Source organism: Aquisalinus flavus (assembly GCF_014640095.1).
Classification (GTDB): Bacteria; Pseudomonadota; Alphaproteobacteria; order Caulobacterales; family Parvularculaceae; genus Aquisalinus; species Aquisalinus flavus.
On the sequence record NZ_BMGH01000001.1, the window covers coordinates 75,034 to 92,909 of the forward strand.

17 protein-coding genes are annotated in these 17,876 nt (G+C 63.3%); 12 read left to right on the forward strand and 5 right to left on the reverse strand.

The window, feature by feature from the left end:
* The first annotated feature begins 14 nt into the window (after positions 1-14).
* Positions 15-935: a 4-(cytidine 5'-diphospho)-2-C-methyl-D-erythritol kinase gene (locus IEV88_RS00365; protein WP_188159325.1), complete on the forward strand. Its 921-nt coding sequence runs from the start codon at positions 15-17 to the stop codon at positions 933-935.
* Between the two features lie 24 nt (positions 936-959).
* Positions 960-2,078 (forward strand): glycosyltransferase family 4 protein, encoded by a 1,119-nt coding sequence (locus IEV88_RS00370; protein ID WP_188159326.1) that lies wholly within the window; start codon positions 960-962, stop codon positions 2,076-2,078.
* Between the two features lie 46 nt (positions 2,079-2,124).
* Here the strand turns inward: IEV88_RS00370 and IEV88_RS00375 are convergent, their stop codons facing one another.
* Complete coding sequence (locus tag IEV88_RS00375; protein WP_229731384.1) at positions 2,125-3,147, reverse strand: polyprenyl synthetase family protein; 1,023 nt, start codon at positions 3,145-3,147, stop codon at positions 2,125-2,127.
* A 177-nt stretch (positions 3,148-3,324) separates the two neighbouring features.
* Here IEV88_RS00375 and IEV88_RS00380 point away from each other — a divergent pair, with 177 nt between their 5' ends.
* Positions 3,325-4,197, forward strand: a complete 873-nt coding sequence (locus tag IEV88_RS00380) for a S49 family peptidase (RefSeq protein ID WP_188159327.1) — start codon at positions 3,325-3,327, stop codon at positions 4,195-4,197.
* 3 nt (positions 4,198-4,200) lie between these two features.
* Here IEV88_RS00380 and IEV88_RS00385 read toward each other — a convergent pair whose 3' ends face one another.
* Both IEV88_RS00385 and IEV88_RS00390 read right to left on the reverse strand, forming a co-directional pair.
* Entirely contained in the window at positions 4,201-4,494 is a 294-nt protein-coding gene (locus IEV88_RS00385) for a transcriptional regulator (RefSeq protein ID WP_188159328.1), read from the reverse strand.
* A 7-nt stretch (positions 4,495-4,501) separates the two neighbouring features.
* Positions 4,502-5,086, reverse strand: coding sequence for a hypothetical protein (locus IEV88_RS00390; protein WP_188159329.1), 585 nt, complete (start codon positions 5,084-5,086; stop codon positions 4,502-4,504).
* Between the two features lie 181 nt (positions 5,087-5,267).
* Here IEV88_RS00390 and IEV88_RS00395 point away from each other — a divergent pair, with 181 nt between their 5' ends.
* From IEV88_RS00395 to IEV88_RS00430, 8 genes are all read left to right on the forward strand, one after another.
* A complete protein-coding gene (locus tag IEV88_RS00395; protein WP_188159330.1) occupies positions 5,268-5,471 on the forward strand; it encodes a hypothetical protein in 204 nt (67 codons plus the stop codon).
* A gap of 138 nt (positions 5,472-5,609) precedes the next feature.
* Positions 5,610-6,131 carry a hypothetical protein gene (locus IEV88_RS00400; protein ID WP_188159331.1) on the forward strand — a complete coding sequence of 174 codons (522 nt, stop codon included), beginning with the start codon at positions 5,610-5,612 and terminating at the stop codon, positions 6,129-6,131.
* A gap of 5 nt (positions 6,132-6,136) precedes the next feature.
* Positions 6,137-7,027 (forward strand): alpha/beta fold hydrolase, encoded by an 891-nt coding sequence (locus tag IEV88_RS00405; RefSeq protein WP_188159332.1) that lies wholly within the window; start codon positions 6,137-6,139, stop codon positions 7,025-7,027.
* Positions 7,028-7,142: 115 nt separating this feature from the next.
* Positions 7,143-7,949, forward strand: coding sequence for a SapC family protein (locus tag IEV88_RS00410; RefSeq protein WP_188159333.1), 807 nt, complete (start codon positions 7,143-7,145; stop codon positions 7,947-7,949).
* Between the two features lie 172 nt (positions 7,950-8,121).
* The gene (locus tag IEV88_RS00415) at positions 8,122-10,302 is read left to right on the forward strand and encodes a protein-disulfide reductase DsbD family protein (protein WP_188159334.1); all 2,181 of its coding nucleotides are present in this window, start codon (positions 8,122-8,124) and stop codon (positions 10,300-10,302) included.
* Positions 10,303-10,354: 52 nt separating this feature from the next.
* Complete coding sequence (locus IEV88_RS00420; protein WP_188159335.1) at positions 10,355-10,954, forward strand: redoxin domain-containing protein; 600 nt, start codon at positions 10,355-10,357, stop codon at positions 10,952-10,954.
* Between the two features lie 143 nt (positions 10,955-11,097).
* Positions 11,098-12,759 (forward strand): glucose-6-phosphate isomerase, encoded by a 1,662-nt coding sequence (gene pgi / locus IEV88_RS00425; protein ID WP_188159336.1) that lies wholly within the window; start codon positions 11,098-11,100, stop codon positions 12,757-12,759.
* Between the two features lie 128 nt (positions 12,760-12,887).
* Positions 12,888-13,517, forward strand: a complete 630-nt coding sequence (locus IEV88_RS00430) for a peptidylprolyl isomerase (RefSeq protein WP_268235721.1) — start codon at positions 12,888-12,890, stop codon at positions 13,515-13,517.
* On the opposite strand, the gene IEV88_RS00435 is transcribed toward IEV88_RS00430, so the two are convergent.
* The gene (locus tag IEV88_RS00435; RefSeq protein WP_188159337.1) at positions 13,518-14,798 is read right to left on the reverse strand and encodes a cyclopropane fatty acid synthase; all 1,281 of its coding nucleotides are present in this window, start codon (positions 14,796-14,798) and stop codon (positions 13,518-13,520) included. It lies immediately after the preceding gene.
* 131 nt (positions 14,799-14,929) lie between these two features.
* On the opposite strand from IEV88_RS00435, the gene ppk2 reads away from it, so the two are divergent.
* Complete coding sequence (gene ppk2 / locus IEV88_RS00440) at positions 14,930-15,823, forward strand: polyphosphate kinase 2 (RefSeq protein WP_206711291.1); 894 nt, start codon at positions 14,930-14,932, stop codon at positions 15,821-15,823.
* 112 nt (positions 15,824-15,935) lie between these two features.
* Here ppk2 and IEV88_RS00445 read toward each other — a convergent pair whose 3' ends face one another.
* Positions 15,936-17,852: a CocE/NonD family hydrolase gene (locus tag IEV88_RS00445; protein WP_188159338.1), complete on the reverse strand. Its 1,917-nt coding sequence runs from the start codon at positions 17,850-17,852 to the stop codon at positions 15,936-15,938.
* Between the last annotated feature and the right edge of the window lie 24 nt (positions 17,853-17,876).

Sequence of the window (17,876 nt, forward strand, 5' to 3'; positions counted from 1 at the left end):
GGAGCGCCTGCCTGATGGCCGAGCTGCTGGCGCGCGCCAAAGTCAATCTCTGCCTCCATGTCGGCGCCACCCGCCCCGACGGCCTGCATGATATTTTCTCTCTCGCGGTCTTCCCGATGACCGGTGACCGGCTGGCCGCCGGCCCGGCCGACGACCTGACCCTGACCATTGATGGCCCTTTTGCCGGGGCGCTTGCCGGTCTCGCGCCCGGCAGCAACCTGGTATTGCGCGCGGCGCGGCTATTGGCGGGCGAGCCGGGCGGCGCGGGTAAGGGGGCGGAGCTGCGGCTGACGAAAAACCTGCCGCCCGCTTCGGGTATTGGCGGGGGCACCGCCGATGCTGCCGCGGCCATGGTCCTGTTGCGCGATCTCTGGGGGCTGAGAACCAGTGACCAGCGGCTGATGGCGCTTTCCTTTCTGATCGGTGCCGACGGCCCGCTATGCCTTGCGCCGCATCTGTTCGGCAAGCGCGGCGGCGGCCTGTTCAGCGCGATCGCCACCGGTGCCGGGGAGCATGTCCGCGCGGGCCCGCTGATGCCGCCATTCTGGATGCTGCTGGTCAATCCCGGGCAGGGGGTTTCGACCGCGGCGATCTTCCGTCTCTTCGATGCCGATGCCCCTGCCGGACCGACCGACCGGATGGCTTTCCGGCCGGCCTATGCCAGCCTGCAGGACCTTGGCGCAACACTTGCACTGACGCGGAATGATCTGTCAGCACCGGCAATCAGTCTTTGCCCGGCGATCAGGGACGTACTATCTTTTCTGGAGCGCCAGCCGGGCTGCGGTTTCTCGCGTATGTCCGGCAGTGGCGCGACGTGTTTTGGTCTGTTCAACAGTCAGCAGGCGGCCCTGAAGGCAGGCAACGCCGCCCGCGGTCGCGGGTGGTGGGCAGAAAGTGCGGCGGCGGTGTCGGCGGAGGCCGGCCCTGTCGCCTGAAGACTTAAAGAGTGAAAAGGGCTTATGTTCAGTTCCGCCTCAATCCTCTATTTCGTGTTGATCGGCCTCGGCCTGTCGGGAGCTTTCCTGTGCACGGCGCTGTGCCGCACGTTCATTTCCCTGTCCTTCCTGCCGAACCACGAAGATGAGCGCACCAGCCATCGCGGCACGGTGTCGAGGGCTGGCGGCATTGCCATCCATGTCTCCTTCATTGTCGCAGCCCTGCTCGGCCTGTGGCTCAGCCGCGTCGGGGTCGGCAGTGACTATGGCGTGCTCGTGGTGATGACGGGGGCCATGGCGCTGATCGGACTGATCGACGATGCCGCCACCATCTCGCCGGGCATGAAGTTCATCGGCCAGATCGTCCTGTCGGTCGCCTTCGTCCTGCTCACCGGACCGATCGAGACCATGCCGCTGCCGGTCCTCGGCACCACCGATCTCGGTATCATGGGCTATGCCGTGGCGATCCTCTGGGTTGCAGCTTTCGTCAACGTCTACAATTTCATGGATGGGCTCAACGGCATGGCCGCGGGCACGGCGTTGATCGCGCTGATCGTGCTGTGCCTTGTCGGCGCGTTCGGCGGCAACCTGCCGCTGTTCCTCGTCAGCCTGATGATGGTGATGAGCCTGTTTGCCTTTTTCATCATCAATTTCCCTGCAGGCAACATTTTCATGGGCGATGCCGGATCGCTGGGGACGGGCTTTTTCATCGCCGGGCTGGCCCTGCTGGCGGCGCAGCCATCGACGGGCGGGGCGAGCTTCCCGGTGACGCTGGTGCCGATGATCTTCCTGCCCTTCATTCTCGATGTGTCGATCACGCTGATCCGCCGCGTTCTGACCGGCCGGCGGTTTTATCGTGCGCACCGCGAACACTACTACCAGCGCCTCAACCAGGCTGGCTGGTCTCATGCCAATGTCACACGCCTGTTCATGGTCGCTGCGATCTTCAGCGCGGCTGCGGGCTGGCTCATCACGCAGATTCCGGGCCCGATGGAATGGATGGGCGCGCTTGCCCTTGCCCTCGTGCTGATCGTTTCTGCACGGATCATCCGCGTCCGCGCGTGGCGCGGGCAGCGGCGTGCGCAGGAGGAGGAAAGTCCCGCCGCCAGCGAGCGGCAAGAGGCCCCGGCAAGCGCAGAATAGGGATCCGGCGCGGAACAGGCGTCCGCTGCCGGTCGGTTAGCCCAAGTCAGGAATTGCGGGCGACCGACAGGTCGACGAGATCGGCGAGGGCCGAGGTGTAGTTCGAGCGCGGCAGCGTACGCAGGCTGGCAAGGGCTGCGTCGGCGAACTCTCTGGCGCAATCGAGCGTACGCGGAATGATATTGTCGCGCTGCATCAGGTCGAGGGCCCGCGGCAGGTCGCTGTCCTTCTGATCGACATCGGCGATGGTGCGCTGCCAGAAGGCGCGCTCCTCGTCATTGCGGGCGGCCGAGATCGCGTGGACCACGGGCAGGGTCATCTTGCCTTCGCGGAAATCGTCGCCGACGGACTTGCCGAGATCGGTCTGCGACCCGGCATAATCGAGGGCGTCATCGACCAGCTGATAGGCGATGCCGAAATTGAGGCCGTATTCGTAGAAGGCCTTTTCCTCTGTCTCGCTCGCCCCGGCGATGACGGCGCCGGCCTGCGTCGCGGCGGCGAACAGGGCGGCGGTCTTGGCCTTGACCACGTCGAGATACATCTCGAAGGTCGCGGCGGTATTCTTTTGCGTTGCCAGTTGCAGCACTTCGCCCTCGGCAATGGTGCAGGAGGCAGCGGAGAGAATGTCGAGAACCTTGAGCGAGCCGGTCTTCACCATCAGTTCGAAGGAGCGCGAGAACAGGAAGTCGCCAACGAGCACGCTCTCCTTGTTGCCCCAGATGATGTTGGCCGTCTCCAGCCCGCGGCGCAGGGCGCTTTCATCGACGACATCGTCATGCAGCAGCGTCGCGCCGTGGATCAGTTCGACGGCGGCGGCGAGGTTGATATGCTGGCGGCCGTCATAGCCGAAGGACCGGGCGGCGGCGATGGTCAGCACGGGGCGCAGGCGCTTGCCGCCGGCATTGATCAGGTGGCCGGCGACTTCCGGGATCATCTTTACCGACGACTGCATATGATCGAGGATCGTGCCATTGACGGCTTCCAGGTCGTCAGCCGTGAGGGCGCGCAATTCAAGAACCGCGTTCTTGAAGCTGCGTTGCCGTTCCAATGTCTTCGCCGGATTGCCCACGCGGCGCTCCTGTCTGCTTGCCTGATACAAATAGTCCCCGATCCCCGGCCAACAATGGTCGCGGCGTCAGGATCGGTCAAGCGTGTCATAATGGCTTCACAGGCGCCATGCCAGCGTTAATCGACTGTTTTCAGAAGCTTACTTGAACAGGGCCCCGACGCCGCATACATCCCCGTGATGAGCAAACTTACCGAACTGCCGAAAAAGCTGTGGCAGGCGACCCCCTGGGGCGGGCCGCCGAAACCCACCGTCACCCATCTCGACCTGAGCGGCGTCATCGCCACCTCCGGCAGGACGGGGAAAAACCTCAACCTTCGCCGCCTCGAAAAAGCGCTGGATGACGCGTTCAAGCCGTCCGGCCTCAAGGCGGTGGCGATCAGCGTCAACTCGCCCGGCGGCTCGCCGGTGCAGTCGCGCCTGATCCATGACCGCATCCGCACGCTGGCGGCCGAGAAGGACGTGCCGGTGCTGACCTTCGTGGAGGATGTCGGTGCCTCCGGCGGCTATATCCTGTCGATTGCGGGCGACGAGATCTATGCCGACCCCAGCTCCGTCATCGGCTCCATCGGCGTGATTTCCGGCGGGTTCGGTTTCCCCGAAGCGCTCTCCAAGCTCGGCGTCGAGCGGCGGATCTATACCGCCGGATCGAACAAGAGCCAGCTCGACCCGTTCAAGCCGGAAGACCCGCAGGATATCGAACGGCTGAAAGTGCTCCTCGATGAGTTGCACGCCATCTTCATCGGCCTCGTCAGGGAACGCCGTCACGGCAAGCTGTCTGATAATGACGAGATCTTCTCCGGCCAGTTCTGGGCCGCCGGCAGAGCGAAAGAGCTCGGCCTGATCGACGCGATCGGCGAGGTGCGCACCGTGCTGAAAGAGAAATTCGGCAAGGACGTGAAGATCAAGCGGATCGAGACCGACAAGAAGAGCCTGTTGCAGACGATCATGTCGCGCGGCGGCATGGCGTCGCCATCTCTGTCGCTCGTCGATCCGGACCAGCTGGTCGATACGCTGGAAGAGAAATCCCTCTGGGGCCGTTACGGGCGCTAGGGGCTACAAGCCGCCGATCAGCGAGCGCAGATAGGCAACATGGTCCTCGAAGGCGCGCTTGCCGGTGTCGGTCAGCGTCGCCCGCGTGCGTGGCCTGTTATTGTGGAAATCCTTTTCCACGGTGATGTATCCGGCGTCGGCGAGGGTGCCGATATGGCGCCCGAGATTGCCATCGGTTGCGCCGGTCAGCCGCTTCAGCCGGGTGAATTCCAGCGGCGTGCCCTGACCGGCCTCATGCAGGGCGGTCAGGATCTTCAGCCGCAGGGTCTGGTGGACAATTTCGTTCGCTTCGCTCATGTCAGCCTCATGAGCGCGACATCCAGTAGCCACCAAGCAGCAGGGCGCCGCCCGCGAACAGGCCCATCCACAGCTCATAGATATCGCGCAGGGCGACCCAGCCAATGATGGCGGCGGCCCCGACGACGAGACCGAGGGCGCTCATCCGCCAGCCGCTCTGCAGGCCGGCGGTGATATAGGAAATGGCGACAATGAGCGAAATTATCGCATTGAGCTGAAGCTGATTCAGGCCGCCGATCATGGCGATTCCCGAAATGCCGGCAATAAGCACGCAAGCGAATACGATGCCGAGAACGATCATCCGCCATCCCGGCGTTTCCCGCCCGGTCAAACTCGGTCTCCGGTCGCGCTGGCGCCAGCCGAAAAAGATCGAGGCGATGACGCCAACCAGAATGCCGACAGTCCACGCCATGCTGCCCCAGCCATCATCGACATGGCTGACAATGTTGCACACCAGCCAGACGACGCCCCAGATCATCACGATCGGCGCGCTCGCCCGGTAGAAGGAATAGGCGCGTGACCTTTCCTGTGTCAGTTCGATTTCGCGCAGGGCATCGCGCGCTGCGGTTTGTCCGTCTTCAGTCAAGCGCATCAGTGTCTCCTCATTCTTCAGTCCCGTTGCCCCGTCCCGCGAAAGCGGCACTGTTCCTCGAGGCCATCAAGTACACTCTACAATAGAGAGTAATCTCCTTGAGTCAAGTATGCCCCTTTCCATTCGTTCACTGGCGCAAGGATTGCCATATGGTTATGCTGAAGGTGCAGGAGGAATGCCCATGTCAACAATCGCCACTATTCTGGCCACTGCTGCTGTAACCGCCGGGGCCGTCGCCTTGTCGCGACGCTTTGCCGGCAAGTGGAAAGAAGCCAGGGATATCATGCGCCGGGTGCGCGAGGAGCCGTCTCCCTATGCCGGGCCTGACGTGATCGATTTCGAGAAAGACCCGGAAACCGGCACCTATCAGGCCCGCGAAGTCTGACGGGCCCTGTCGCAACACGCCGCGTGCGCCGGGATGCCGACGGGCCGGGGGTGTCATTGATATTTCTTTTGCATGGCTGATAGGCTCACCCTAGGGTGAGCTTTTTCGATGAAATACTTGCGGAAACCAAGAACAACAATGAACCAGCCGCGAATCGAACAGGGCAGGCAGATCGCGTTTATTGATCTGGAAGCATCTGGGCTCGGGTCCAAGTCATGGCCTATCGAGATCGGGTGGGCCTTTGCCGACTGGCCTGTACGGGCGATGCTGATCAAGCCTGCCGACAGCTGGTCGCTGAACGCCTGGGAGAAATCCGCCGAGGAACTGCACCGAATCACCCCCGACAAGCTGATCCGGGAGGGCACGCCGGTGCTGGAAGCGGCGCTGGTCCTCAATGCCGCCTTTGCCAACGCCCAGGTTTATTCCGACGCGCCGGACTATGACGGCTACTGGCTCTATCGCCTGTATGAGGCGGCAGGCGTCAGGGCGAATTTCAAGCTTCTGGACTTTGCCGAACTGATCAAGCCACTGGCGAAATCGACTCCGGTCGAGCTGGTCGGCCGCGCCCAGAAACTGGAGCCCCACACCCACCGCGCGGCCCAGGATGTGCGTCACCTCCAGACCATCTATCGCCTCGCGCTCGAAGAAGCCGGCGCGTAAATCCCATGCACAGCACCATGGTAACCCTGCCGGATCGTGGCGGTGACATGCATCTACGCCGCTGGGGCGATGGCGCGCCATCGGTGGTAGTGCTTCATGCCAATGGCCTGACCGCGCTGTCCTATCGCCAGTTGATCGCCCCGCTGGCAGCCGAACACGACATTCTTGCTTTCGATCACCGCGGCCATGGCCGCACCGGCCTGCCGGCCGATCCCGACGATTTACGCGACTGGCATGTCTATGCCGACGATGCCGCCGCGCTGCTGGCGCAGCACGCGCAGCCGGCAGAAGGCTGGACCCTGATCGGCCACTCCATGGGCGCGGTAACGTCCCTGATGGTCGCTGCCTCGGGCCGGATTCCGGTGCGCCGGATCGTCATGATCGAGCCCGTTGTGGTGCCGGTCGCCGCCCACTGGATCGCCCGCTCGCCAATGCGCGGCGTCATGCGCGAGATCCTGCCGGTCGCGAGGAAGGCCGCCGCCCGGAGGGCCAGCTTTCCCGACGCTGTTGCTGCGAAGAACTCCTATGCCGGCAAGCCATTCTTCGCGCGCTGGGCTGACGGCGTGCTGGACGATTATCTGGCAGACGGGCTGGCGCATGACGGCGAGGCCGTGCGGCTTGCCTGCGATCCGGCGTGGGAGGCGGCTACCTTTGCCGCCCAGGGCCATTCTTTCTGGCAGGCACTCGACGCGGCGACGGCGGCAACGAACGGCAGGGTCAGCGCGATCTATGCCGAAACCGGCTCGACTGCCTCCGGCACCTCGCGCATCCGCCTGTCGGGCCAGGGCGTGCGAGGCATTGTCCTGCCGGCGGCCACTCATCTCGCCCCGCAGGAATACCCGGCAGAATGCGCCGCGCTCATTGCCGACATCATCCGGCAACCGGAGGCCGATTGAGCCGCCGAAGCCTAATAAGCGCTTGGAGTGCGGCATCCTTTTTGCTACGACCTGCCAAACCGCACCCCGCCCGGGGTGGCAATCATTTACAACGAAGTCCAGGAGACGACCGACAATGAGCGACACGCCGAGCGCCGCACCGAAAGAACCGAAACTGGAAGGCAGCCTGTACATGTTCCGCGAGCCGGAACTGCTCAGCAAGGAAAAGCACTCCGACCTGGGCATTTCCCGGCCGGAAAGCCCGTTTGCCTTTGCCGCCAATATTCGCGCCGTCCCGCTGGTCGTGACCGAGATCGCGGCCGCGCAAAAGCATTATCCGATCATCTTCACCGATGAACAGAACCCGATGCCGCTCGCCGTTGTCGGCCTGATCGACGATGTGAACCTGTTCGTGAACGACAAGGGTGAATGGGACCAGAACGTCTACATCCCGGGCTATGTCCGCCGTTACCCGTTCGCGCTTGCTGGCGATCAGACGTCGAACCGCATGGCGATGATCGTCGACAGTGCCTATGAAGGCATCAAGAAGGGTTCCGACCTGCCGTTCTTCGATGGCGACAAGCTCTCTGCCGCGACGCAACAGGCGATGGATTACTGCACGAATTACGAGCGCGATCGCCAGGTCACGGTGAATTTCGCCAAGCAGCTGGCGACCTACAACATCGTGTCGAACCAGGTTGCCCAGTTCACGCCGCAAGGCTCCGACCAGCCGCAGCCTTTCGCCCAGTATAATGGCGTCGAAGAGCAGAAGCTGTCTGCCCTGCCGGAGGAAAAATTCCTCGCGCTGCGTCAGGCCAACATCCTGCCGATCCTGTATGCGCAGCTCATGTCCATGGGCAACTGGCGCCTGCTGATGGAGCGCCGCGTGCGCCGCTTCAACCTGAAGGGCGAAGAAATGCTCAAGCCGGTCACCAAGCAATAGGTCGACCCGTACCTGACTTCGAAAGCCGCCGGTGTCCCCGGCGGCTTTTTTGTTGGCAGGCTCCTGCCCGCTCACCACACATAACATTCCGGCGAGACTGTGCGGTTTGCGATGCGCCCCACGCTGATTATGCTATGGCTGGGATCGATTGAAACACCGGACCGATAGTCTCATGCGATCATTGTCTTTATTTGCCGCCGCCTTTCTCGCCATGCTCGTTGCCGGCACCGCGTCGCCCGTACAGGCGCAGGCTGTCTCCCAGCCAGTCGAAACCGGCAATGCCGTCAGCCAGCTGGTCGCCGAACAGGCAGGCATCGCCCCCGGCGAGACGATCCGCATCGGGCTGTATCAGGAATTGCGCGAGGGCTGGCACGTCTACTGGATGAACCCGGGCGATTCCGGCCTGCCGCTGGAAATCGACTGGACCCTGCCGGAAGGCTTCGAGACTGGCGACATACAATACCCGCTGCCCCATCGCATCCCGCTCGGGCCGCTGGTCAATTTCGGCCATGAGGGCACGCCGCTATTCATGATTGACCTGACGGCGCCAGCCGATGCCGCGCCGGGTCAGACAGTGAGCCTGAGTGCCGACGCGACATGGCTGATCTGCGCCGATATCTGCATCCCCGAAAGCGCGACGCTGTCCCTGTCCTTGCCTGTGGTTGCCGAACCGGCGGGGGCGGACCCGGCCGGGGCGGCGCTCTTCGCCGAGGGCGATACCCACATGCCGGAACAGGGCGGGCTCGAGGCCGCGTGGTATGACCTTGGCGGCAAGCCGGTGCTGGAGCTGTCCGGCGATATCGATCCGCAGGCGGAGATCTTCTTCTTTCCCGCCGCGATCAGCGTCGTCGAGCCGGCGGCAGAGCAGCAGGTCGTCGGGATCGATGACGGCGTGCGCCTGTTCCTGCAACCGTCCTTCGACTATGACCCGGCCGCACTCGATGTGCTCGACGGCGTCGTGACCATCGGCGAGCGCGGGATCGCGATCGCTGCGGCCCAGACCGGGGCGCCGGCGGGTGTCACGCCGCCGGACGCGGCAACGCCAAGCGAGGCAGCTAATGCGGCACCGGCCGCCAGCGCGACGGCCCCGGCCTCCTCCGCCAGCCGAAACCTGTTCGCCATTCTCGGCCTCGCCTTCCTTGGCGGCATCATTCTCAACGTCATGCCCTGCGTCTTCCCGGTCATCTTCATCAAGGCGGCGAGCCTCGCCCATTCGGCGCAGGAAAAGCGCGCGACCATCGTGCGCCATGGCTTCATCTATACCGCCGGTATCCTCGTCGCCTTTCTCGCCATTGCCGGCCTGTTGCTGGCGTTGCGGGCCGGGGGTGAGCAGATCGGCTGGGGCTTCCACCTGCAATCGCCGGTCACGGTCGCCGTCTTCGCCATCGTCATCTTCCTTGTCGGCTTGAACCTTGCCGGCCTGTTCGAGATCGGCACCAGCGTGCAGGGGGTCGGCACCGGCCTCGCCGCCAAGGGCGGCAATTCCGGCGCGTTCTTTACCGGCCTGCTGGCCGTCGCCGTCGCCGCGCCCTGTATCGGGCCGTTTCTCGGCGTGCCGGTCGGCTTCGCCCTGTCGGCGCAGCAGCCTGCCATTGTCGGCTTGCTGGTGTTTGCCGTGATGGGGCTCGGCCTCGCCCTGCCATATCTCCTGATCTCGCTCATCCCCGGAATCGCAAAGGCGCTGCCGAGGCCCGGCGCGTGGATGGAAGTGTTCAAGCAGGTCTTGTCCTTTGCCATGTTCGCGACCCTGGTCTGGTTGATCTGGACACTGACCCTGCAGGCGGGGACCGACGGGCTGGTGCTGGTGCTCATTGCGCTGTTGCTTACCGGCTTTGCCGCCTGGGCCTTCGGCTTGTCCCAGCGCAGCACCGGCAGTGGTGCGCGCCTGTTCGCCCGCGTTCTGGCGCTCGCGGCGATCGGCGGAGGCCTCTATGTGCTTGCCGGCATCACCCCGCAATTGCGCACGGCCGATTATGTGGCCTCGGCACCGGGCGAGGGCGATCTGTCAAAGCTGCCGACCGTTGCCTATTCCGAAGCCACGCTGGAAGAGCTGCGCGCGGCGGGCACGCCGGTCTTCATCGACTTCACCGCCGCCTGGTGCGTGACCTGCCAGGTCAACAAGCAGACCGTCCTGACCCGCCAGCAGGTCGTCAGCCAGTTCCACGAGAAAGGCGTCGTCTACATGGTTGCCGACTGGACGGTGCAGGACCCGGAGATCACGCGCGCGCTTGAGGCACAGGGCCGCTCCGGCGTGCCGCTCTATCTGTTTTACGCACCGGGTGCGTCTGAAGCGCAAGTGCTCCCGCAAGTGTTATCGTTCGACATCATGCGCGAGACATTCTCCGTGCTATAGTTTCGTGCTGATTCCGGCCTATATCGGCCTTTGATCTGGAGGAGATTGATCGATGAAAGTTCTGTTTGCATCCGTGGCGACCCTTACGCTGGGCATTGGCGCTGCCTTTGCCGCGCCCGAAATCGGCGCGCCGGCCCCGGCCTTTACCGGCACGACCACATCAGGCGATACCGTTTCGCTGGCCGATCTGGCCGGGGAAAAGGTCATCCTGGAATGGACCAACCATGACTGCCCCTTCGTCAAGAAACACTATGACGCCGGCAACATGCAGATGACACAGGAAGCCGCTGCCGGGAACGGCTATACGTGGCTGACCATCATTTCGTCCGCCCCCGGAAAACAGGGCCATGTGTCCGCCGACATGGCTGATGATCTGACCGAGACGCGCAGCGCCAGCCCGGCTCATGTCATCCTCGATGAATCCGGTGAAATCGGCACGGCCTATGCCGCCAAGACGACGCCGCACATGTACATCATCGACGAAGACGGCACGCTGGTTTACGCGGGCGGCATCGATTCGATCCCGTCTGCCGACCAGGCCGACATTGAAAAGGCCGAGAACTATGTTCTTGCCGCCATGGCAAATATCGAGGCAGGCGAGCCGGTCGCGACGCCGCAGAGCCAGCCCTATGGCTGCAGCGTGAAATACTGAGCCGACGGCTTTCAGCCTGAAAAACATGGAAAGCCTGTGCCGCTCGCGGTGCAGGCTTTTTGTTTGGGCTTCTTTTCGCGCCGGGGGCTGGCAAAGCGGCGCCGGTCCGCTAATGAGGGGGCGACAGAAAACAGGAGAGCCCGATGAGCGAGAAACTGACCGACTTGGCCGAATGGAAAGCGCTGGAAGACGAGGCGAGCAGCCTGGCGCAGGTGCATATGCGCGACCTGTTCACGCGCGATGACGCCCGCTTCGACAAGCTCTCCGGCGAGGCGGCAGGCCTGTTCGTCGACTATTCCAAGAACCTCGTCACCGAAGAGACGGTCGGCAAGCTGCTCTCCCTCGCCAGCGCCCGTGGCCTCGAAGACAAGCGCGCGGCGATGTATGCCGGGGACAAGATCAACGAAACCGAAGACCGCGCCGTGCTGCATGTCGCCTTGCGCGACACCACCCATGGCAAATACAGCGTCGATGGCGAGGACGTCATGCCGCTGATCGAGGAAGAGCTGTCGCGCATGGACCGGTTCTGCGCCGCGATCCATTCCGGCGGCCACACCGGCTATACCGGCAAACCGCTCACCACGATCGTCAATATCGGTATCGGCGGATCGGACCTTGGCCCGGTCATGATCACCGAGGCGCTGAAACCCTACTGGATCGAGGGCCGGGAGTGCCATTTCGTCTCCAATGTCGACGGCACGCACCTCGCCGAGACGCTCGCCGCCGTCGACCCGGAGACGACACTGTTCATCATCGCATCCAAGACCTTCACCACGCAGGAGACGATGACCAACGCCATGTCCGCCCGCGACTGGTTCCTGCAACGGGGCGCGAGCGAGGCCGATGTCGCCAAACACTTCATTGCCCTGTCGACCAATGCTGGAGAAGTATCCAAATTTGGTATCGACACGGACAATATGTTCAAATTCTGGGACTGGGTCGGCGGGCGCTATTCCCTGTGGTCGGCGATCGGCCTGTCGATCGCGCTGCAGGTCGGCTTCGAGAACTTCCGCAAGCTGCTCGACGGTGCCGCGGCCATGGACCGCCATTTCGAGACCGCGCCGCTCAACGAAAACCTGCCGGCGCTGCTCGCGCTGATCGGCGTGTGGAACCGCAACTTCCTCGATATCGGCACCCATGCCGTGCTGCCCTATGACCAGTATCTGCACCGGCTCGCGGCCTATCTGCAGCAGGCGGATATGGAATCGAACGGCAAGGGCGTCGTCATGGATGGCTCGGCTGTCAGCGCATCGACCGGACCGGTCATTTTCGGCGAGCCCGGCACCAACGGCCAGCACGCCTTCTACCAGCTTATCCATCAGGGCACGGATAAAATCTCCGCCGACTTCATCGCCCCGGCGCTGAGCCACAACCCGCTCGGCGACCATCACGTCAAGCTGCTGGCGAATTTCCTCGCGCAGCCCGAAGCGCTGATGCGCGGCAAGACGACGGACGAAGTCAAGGCCGAACTCGGCGACAGCATCCCCGCCGACAGGCTCGACATGATCGCCAGGCACAAGACCTTCACCGGCAACCGGCCGACCAATTCGATCCTGATGGAGAGGCTGACGCCGGAGACGCTGGGGGCGCTGATCGCCCTCTATGAGCACAAGATCTTCTGCCAGGGCGTGATCTGGGGCATCAACTCCTTCGACCAGTGGGGCGTCGAACTGGGCAAGGTGCTGGCCAAGGCGATCCTGCCGGAACTGGCCGAACGCGGCCAGGACAAGCCCGCCGCGACGGCCCATGACGCGTCAACAAACGGCCTCATTGACCGGATAAACAGGATCCGCAAATCAAGCTGACCTTGCCCCTTCGTGGCCCGGCAAAGCCGGGCACCTCAGGGTGAGGCAAGTTTGGTGTTGAGCCCTCATCCTCAGGCGCTCGCGTTAGCGAGCCACGAAGGACGGGGGCGGGCGGAAGGATTAATCATATGATTGGTAAATTGGTACGTTCGATCATCGCGGTCCTGAGCATGTTTCTCGTCTTGCCCGCCTCGGCCCAGGACCTGCCGCAAGGCTGGGAGGGCGATGACATCGTCTATGCCCGCATCCAGACCTCCATGGGCGATATCGACCTCGCCCTGAACCGGACAAAGGCGCCGGTCACGGTCGAGAACTTCTTCGCCTACGCCACCAAGGGCTATTATGACCGCACGATCTTTCACCGTGTCGTTGCCGGGCGGCTGATCCAGGGCGGCGGCTATTCGCGTACGCTGCTCGAGCGCCCGACCATGGACCCGATCGAGAACGAAGCGGCCAACGGCCTCGACAATGAGCGCGGCACGATTGCCATGGCCCGCTATACCGAGCCGCATTCGGCGACGAACCAGTGGTATATCAACCTCCGCCATAATGAGGAACTCGACCATGAGGGCGAGGCGCTGATGCTCGACTGGGGCTATGCCGTGTTCGGCCAGGTCGTCGCCGGCATGGAGGTGGTCGACGCCATCGGCATGGTCGAGACGACGGCCCAGGGCCAGTTCGACGAGGATGTGCCGGCCGAGCCGGTCATCATCGAACGGGTCGACGAGATCGCGGCGGAAGAGGTGGGCGCGGAGTAATTATTGCGCGGCGAGCGGATGCACCGTGCCAGTGCCTTCGCTGCGGTGACAATCCGGCCCGCCATCCTTTGCCGCCAGTTCCGCTTCCTTCTCCGCGATATAGTCGCGTGTCATCGGCACCGCCGTCTGGTCATGGGCGATCTGGATCTGGAAATTGCACATGATCTGTGCCCGGAACGCCATTTCCGATGAGGCGAGATAGAAATCCCACATCCGGCAGAAGCGCTCGTCATGGAGCGCCTTCGCCTCATCCCAGCGCGCCGTGAACCGCTCGCGCCAGTGGCGGATCGTTTCCGCGTAATGCAGGCGCAGATATTCGATATCGGTAACGACGAGGCCCGTCTCCTCGATCACCGAGACGACCTCCGACAGGGCCGGGATATAACCGCCGGGGAAGATATACCTGGCAATGAACGGATTGGTGATTCCGGGCGGGCCGAAACGGCCGATCGTGTGGATCAGGCCGACCCCGCCGGGCTTCAGCATCTGCGCGCATTTCTCGAAATAGTTCCTGTAATGATTGACGCCGACATGCTCGAACATACCGACGGAGACGATACGGTCGAACTGCCGATCCAGCGTGCGATAGTCCTGCAGCTTGAATGTCGCCCGGTCGGCAAGCCCGCTCTCGACCGCGCGGCGGATGGCGACGCCGAGCTGGTCATGGGACAAGGTGACGCCGGTGACGTTCACGCCGCAATTGCGCGCCAGATACAGCCCCATGCCGCCCCAGCCGCAGCCGATATCGAGCACGTCCTCCCCCGGCCGGGCCAGCAGCTTTGCCGCGATATGGCGCTTTTTCAGCAGCTGCGCCTCGTCCAGCGACGTTTCCGGCGTCGGGAAATAGGCGCAGGAATACTGCATGTCCTGGTCGAGAAACAGGTGATACAGCTCATCGCCGAGATCGTAGTGGTGCTGCACATTCCTGGACGAGCGCGACAGCGTGTTGAGCTGATCGAAACGGCGCCGGGCAAAGCGCAGCCATTGCATGACGCGCATCCAGAAAGAGCGCGCCGCCACCGGCCCGGTATTCCTGTAGATCAGGTCGAGCAGGTCATAGACGCTGCCCTTGGCCATGACGAGTTCGCCCTCCATATACGCTTCGCCAAGCTTCAGCGTCGGGTCCATGGCGATCTTGCGCGGCGTGTCCTTAGCCGTCAGTTCGACGCAGATACAGGGGCCGGTGCCATCACCATAGGTCTGTTCGCGACCATCATGGGTGGTGACGACAAGACATCCCGTCTTGATCATGCCGTCCAGAACGCGATGCAGTATGCTCATGTCGCTCTCCTCGTTCTGCGCCCGAGTATAGGACGATTAACCCTGCCGGGCCAGCCCGCTGGCGCCTAAGCCCTTGATCGTGCAGGATGGATGGCAGAAACGCCCGCTAAACTGCATGAGAGAGACGCCCGATGAACATCATGAGAATGGATATCGCCCCGCCCGTGACCCTGACCGTCAGGGGCAAGGAGCGGACTTTCGACATCGACGCTCCCGACCTGCCAGACTGGGTCGAGGAGGGGGCGATGGCGTGCGGCGGCTATCCCTATGACAGGAAGATGGACAAGGATGACTACAAGGACCAGCTGGAGGCGTTGCAGCTCGAGCTGGTCAAGATGCAGTACTGGATGCAGGACACCGGCGCGCGCGTGGTCCTGTTGTTCGAGGGACGCGATTCGGCCGGCAAGGGCGGCACGATCAAGCGGTTCACGGAATATATGAACCCGCGCATCGCCCATGTCGTCGCCTTGCCCAAGCCGACCGACCGCGAGCGCGGTGAATGGTACTACCAGCGTTATGTGCGCCACTTCCCGTCGACCGGCGAGATGCGCCTGTTCGACCGGTCGTGGTATAACCGCGCCGGCGTCGAGCCGGTGATGGGCTTCTGCACCAATAAGGAGTGCGAACACTTTCTGGAGGAAACGCCGGCGTTCGAGAAAATGATCACCCGCGACGGCATGCACTTCTTCAAGTTCTGGCTCAACATCGGCCAGGAGATGCAGCTGAAACGCTTTCACGACCGCCGCCATGACCCGCTGAAGATCTGGAAGCTGTCGCCAATGGATGTCGAGGCGCTGACCAAGTGGGATGACTATACGAAGGCGCGCGATCGCATGTTCGAGGCAACGCATACGGATCATGCACCATGGATGGTGATCAAGGCCAATGACAAGCGCCGCGCCCGGCTGGGCGCGATCCGCCGCGTACTGCTGGCGCTCGACTATGAAGGCAAGGACAAGAAAGCCATCGGCGACATCGACGACAAGGTGATGATGCCCGCCAATGATTTCCTGAAATCGCTTTAGCTTTTCCCTCCATTTTTCGTGGGCGACAATGGCGCCTGCTCAGGATGAGGACCGCACTTGAACCCTCACCCTGAGGTGCTGCGAAGCAGCCACGAAGGGCGAGGGTGGATAGCTATTTCCCCGCCAGCGGCAGGATGATGCGCGACGGCGTCGTCCCGCCATGATGCACGGTGTTGGTAGCAATGGCGACTTCGGTCGAATTGTACGGATCGGCGGCCGTGTTCAGGCTGCGCGCGTAAGACGGGAAATTGCTCGAGGATATCTCGACCCGCACCCGGTGGCCTTTCTCGAACGTGTTGGCGATCAGCATCGGCGGCGGGGCGATCTCATAGACCTCGCCATCCTGCATGAACACCGGCGTCTCCAGCCCGTCGCGATAGCGCATACGCAGGATCGTGTCGGCGATGTTCCACGCCGTCCCGTCCGGCGCAACATCGACGATCTTGACGGTGAAGTCCGTATCCGGCGCATCGGAGGAGACGAAGAGCTGCGCATGGGCAAAGCCGAAGACGGGCAGGTCTTCTCGCAACACCTCGGATGTATAGACGAGCACGTCTTCGCGGGCCTCGATCTCGCGCTGGTCGTAGCTGCCGTCCTGCTGGTCGGTACCCATGCCGGATATCTCACCGCCACGGCTGATCACCGGATCGGCCGGGTCATAGACGAAGCTGTCGCTACCGGCCTGCGCTGCGTCGCGGGTCAGGGCGCCATCGCCCTCCAGCGTATTGGCGCTGCCGCCACTCGTCAGGGTAAAGATGAGAGCATTCTCCCCGGTCGGCAGGACGGACGGGTCGCGCAGGGCGTCGAACTCCTGCCATGCGTTCTCGCCGGCCATATAAGCCATCACAGGTGCGATGTCCGGTGCCGTGCCCGTGCCTTTCAGGTAATGGTCGAAAAAGGCGATGGACAGGGCGTCATAGTCGAGCCGCGCATCGCCGATGGGGCGGTCGCCGATCATCGTCTCGGCTTGCTCGCGACCGAACCCGCAATGCTGCCCATTGGTCAGGATGATATACTGGTTCCCGGCACCCGCCGCCTCATTCGCCGCCCGCGCCGTCTCGAACGCTGCTGCGGTGGAACGGGCGGAAATATCGTAGAGCGCCTCGGCCCAGAAGCCGGGTACGCGGATCGCTTCTGCGTCTTCATCGGTCAGGCGATTGTCGTCCCAGTCCGGATGAACCGGCCCGCGGGCGATGTAGTCCTCGAAATCGGTCACTGCCCCGTCGCCCGCTTGTGCCATCTCCGCCATCGGCAGGTGCAGGCGGATGCCGTCATAGAAATCCTGCTCGCGTGCGTCGCCATCATTGTCGACGCTGAAGGAGGCTGCGGCCCGCTGCCAGGCGTCGTCGTCGAGGCCGGCGGGCAGTTTCGGCCAGGGCTGCTGCATCTCCTCGTAGAAATAGTTGAACCAGCCCTGCTGCCAGACCCCGCCGCGCCAGAAATTGCCCTGCTCGCGGAACGGGCCTGCCTCGGCGACACCGACACCGGCAGAGCGGGGGATCATCGCCCTGTGTGCGGGGTGGTTGAGGCTCGCCAGCTTCAACTGGTTCTCGGCCGATGACGAACAGCCATAGGTGCCGATCGCGCCATCGGACCAGGGCTGCGCCGTGATCCAGTCGAACGTGTCGAGCCCGTCCTCGACCGGGTTGGGGATCATGGTGAAGTCGCCTTCCGAGAAATAGCGCCCGCGCTCATGCTGCTCGACCACGGCATAGCCGGCCTTGATCAGTTGTGCCTTGAAGCCTTCGCCGCCGCGCCCCATCTCGCTGGCATAGGGCGTGCGGATCAGCACCGTCGGCACCGGTGTCCTGCCGCTATCGGGCACGTAAATATCCGTATCGAGACGGATGCCGTCGCGCATCCGCACGGGGATATGTTCCTCGACCAGCGTGCCCGCTGGCGCAATGAAGCCGGACGGTTGCTCCGGGGCATCGACGCTGGCGCAGGCGGCGAGGGCGGCGGCCAGGGCGGCGGTCAGCGCACCGGGCAGGCAGTGACGCATGATAGGGCTGGTCTTCAGGTCTTTCATCGATATCCCCTTGCTGAAGCTGTC

What these genes read in the sequence shown, in the direction of transcription:
- IEV88_RS00365 (WP_188159325.1), top strand. Translation starts at nt 15, where the DNA reads ATGGCCGAGCTGCTGGCGCGCGCCAAAGTCAATCTCTGCCTCCATGTC.
- IEV88_RS00370 (WP_188159326.1), top strand. Translation starts at nt 960, where the DNA reads ATGTTCAGTTCCGCCTCAATCCTCTATTTCGTGTTGATCGGCCTCGGC.
- IEV88_RS00380 (WP_188159327.1), top strand. Translation starts at nt 3,325, where the DNA reads ATGAGCAAACTTACCGAACTGCCGAAAAAGCTGTGGCAGGCGACCCCC.
- IEV88_RS00385 (WP_188159328.1), bottom strand. Translation starts at nt 4,494, where the DNA reads ATGAGCGAAGCGAACGAAATTGTCCACCAGACCCTGCGGCTGAAGATC.
- IEV88_RS00390 (WP_188159329.1), bottom strand. Translation starts at nt 5,086, where the DNA reads ATGCGCTTGACTGAAGACGGACAAACCGCAGCGCGCGATGCCCTGCGC.
- IEV88_RS00395 (WP_188159330.1), top strand. Translation starts at nt 5,268, where the DNA reads ATGTCAACAATCGCCACTATTCTGGCCACTGCTGCTGTAACCGCCGGG.
- IEV88_RS00400 (WP_188159331.1), top strand. Translation starts at nt 5,610, where the DNA reads ATGAACCAGCCGCGAATCGAACAGGGCAGGCAGATCGCGTTTATTGAT.
- IEV88_RS00405 (WP_188159332.1), top strand. Translation starts at nt 6,137, where the DNA reads ATGCACAGCACCATGGTAACCCTGCCGGATCGTGGCGGTGACATGCAT.
- IEV88_RS00410 (WP_188159333.1), top strand. Translation starts at nt 7,143, where the DNA reads ATGAGCGACACGCCGAGCGCCGCACCGAAAGAACCGAAACTGGAAGGC.
- IEV88_RS00415 (WP_188159334.1), top strand. Translation starts at nt 8,122, where the DNA reads ATGCGATCATTGTCTTTATTTGCCGCCGCCTTTCTCGCCATGCTCGTT.
- IEV88_RS00420 (WP_188159335.1), top strand. Translation starts at nt 10,355, where the DNA reads ATGAAAGTTCTGTTTGCATCCGTGGCGACCCTTACGCTGGGCATTGGC.
- pgi (WP_188159336.1), top strand. Translation starts at nt 11,098, where the DNA reads ATGAGCGAGAAACTGACCGACTTGGCCGAATGGAAAGCGCTGGAAGAC.
- IEV88_RS00430 (WP_268235721.1), top strand. Translation starts at nt 12,888, where the DNA reads ATGATTGGTAAATTGGTACGTTCGATCATCGCGGTCCTGAGCATGTTT.
- IEV88_RS00435 (WP_188159337.1), bottom strand. Translation starts at nt 14,798, where the DNA reads ATGAGCATACTGCATCGCGTTCTGGACGGCATGATCAAGACGGGATGT.
- ppk2 (WP_206711291.1), top strand. Translation starts at nt 14,930, where the DNA reads ATGAACATCATGAGAATGGATATCGCCCCGCCCGTGACCCTGACCGTC.
- IEV88_RS00445 (WP_188159338.1), bottom strand. Translation starts at nt 17,852, where the DNA reads ATGAAAGACCTGAAGACCAGCCCTATCATGCGTCACTGCCTGCCCGGT.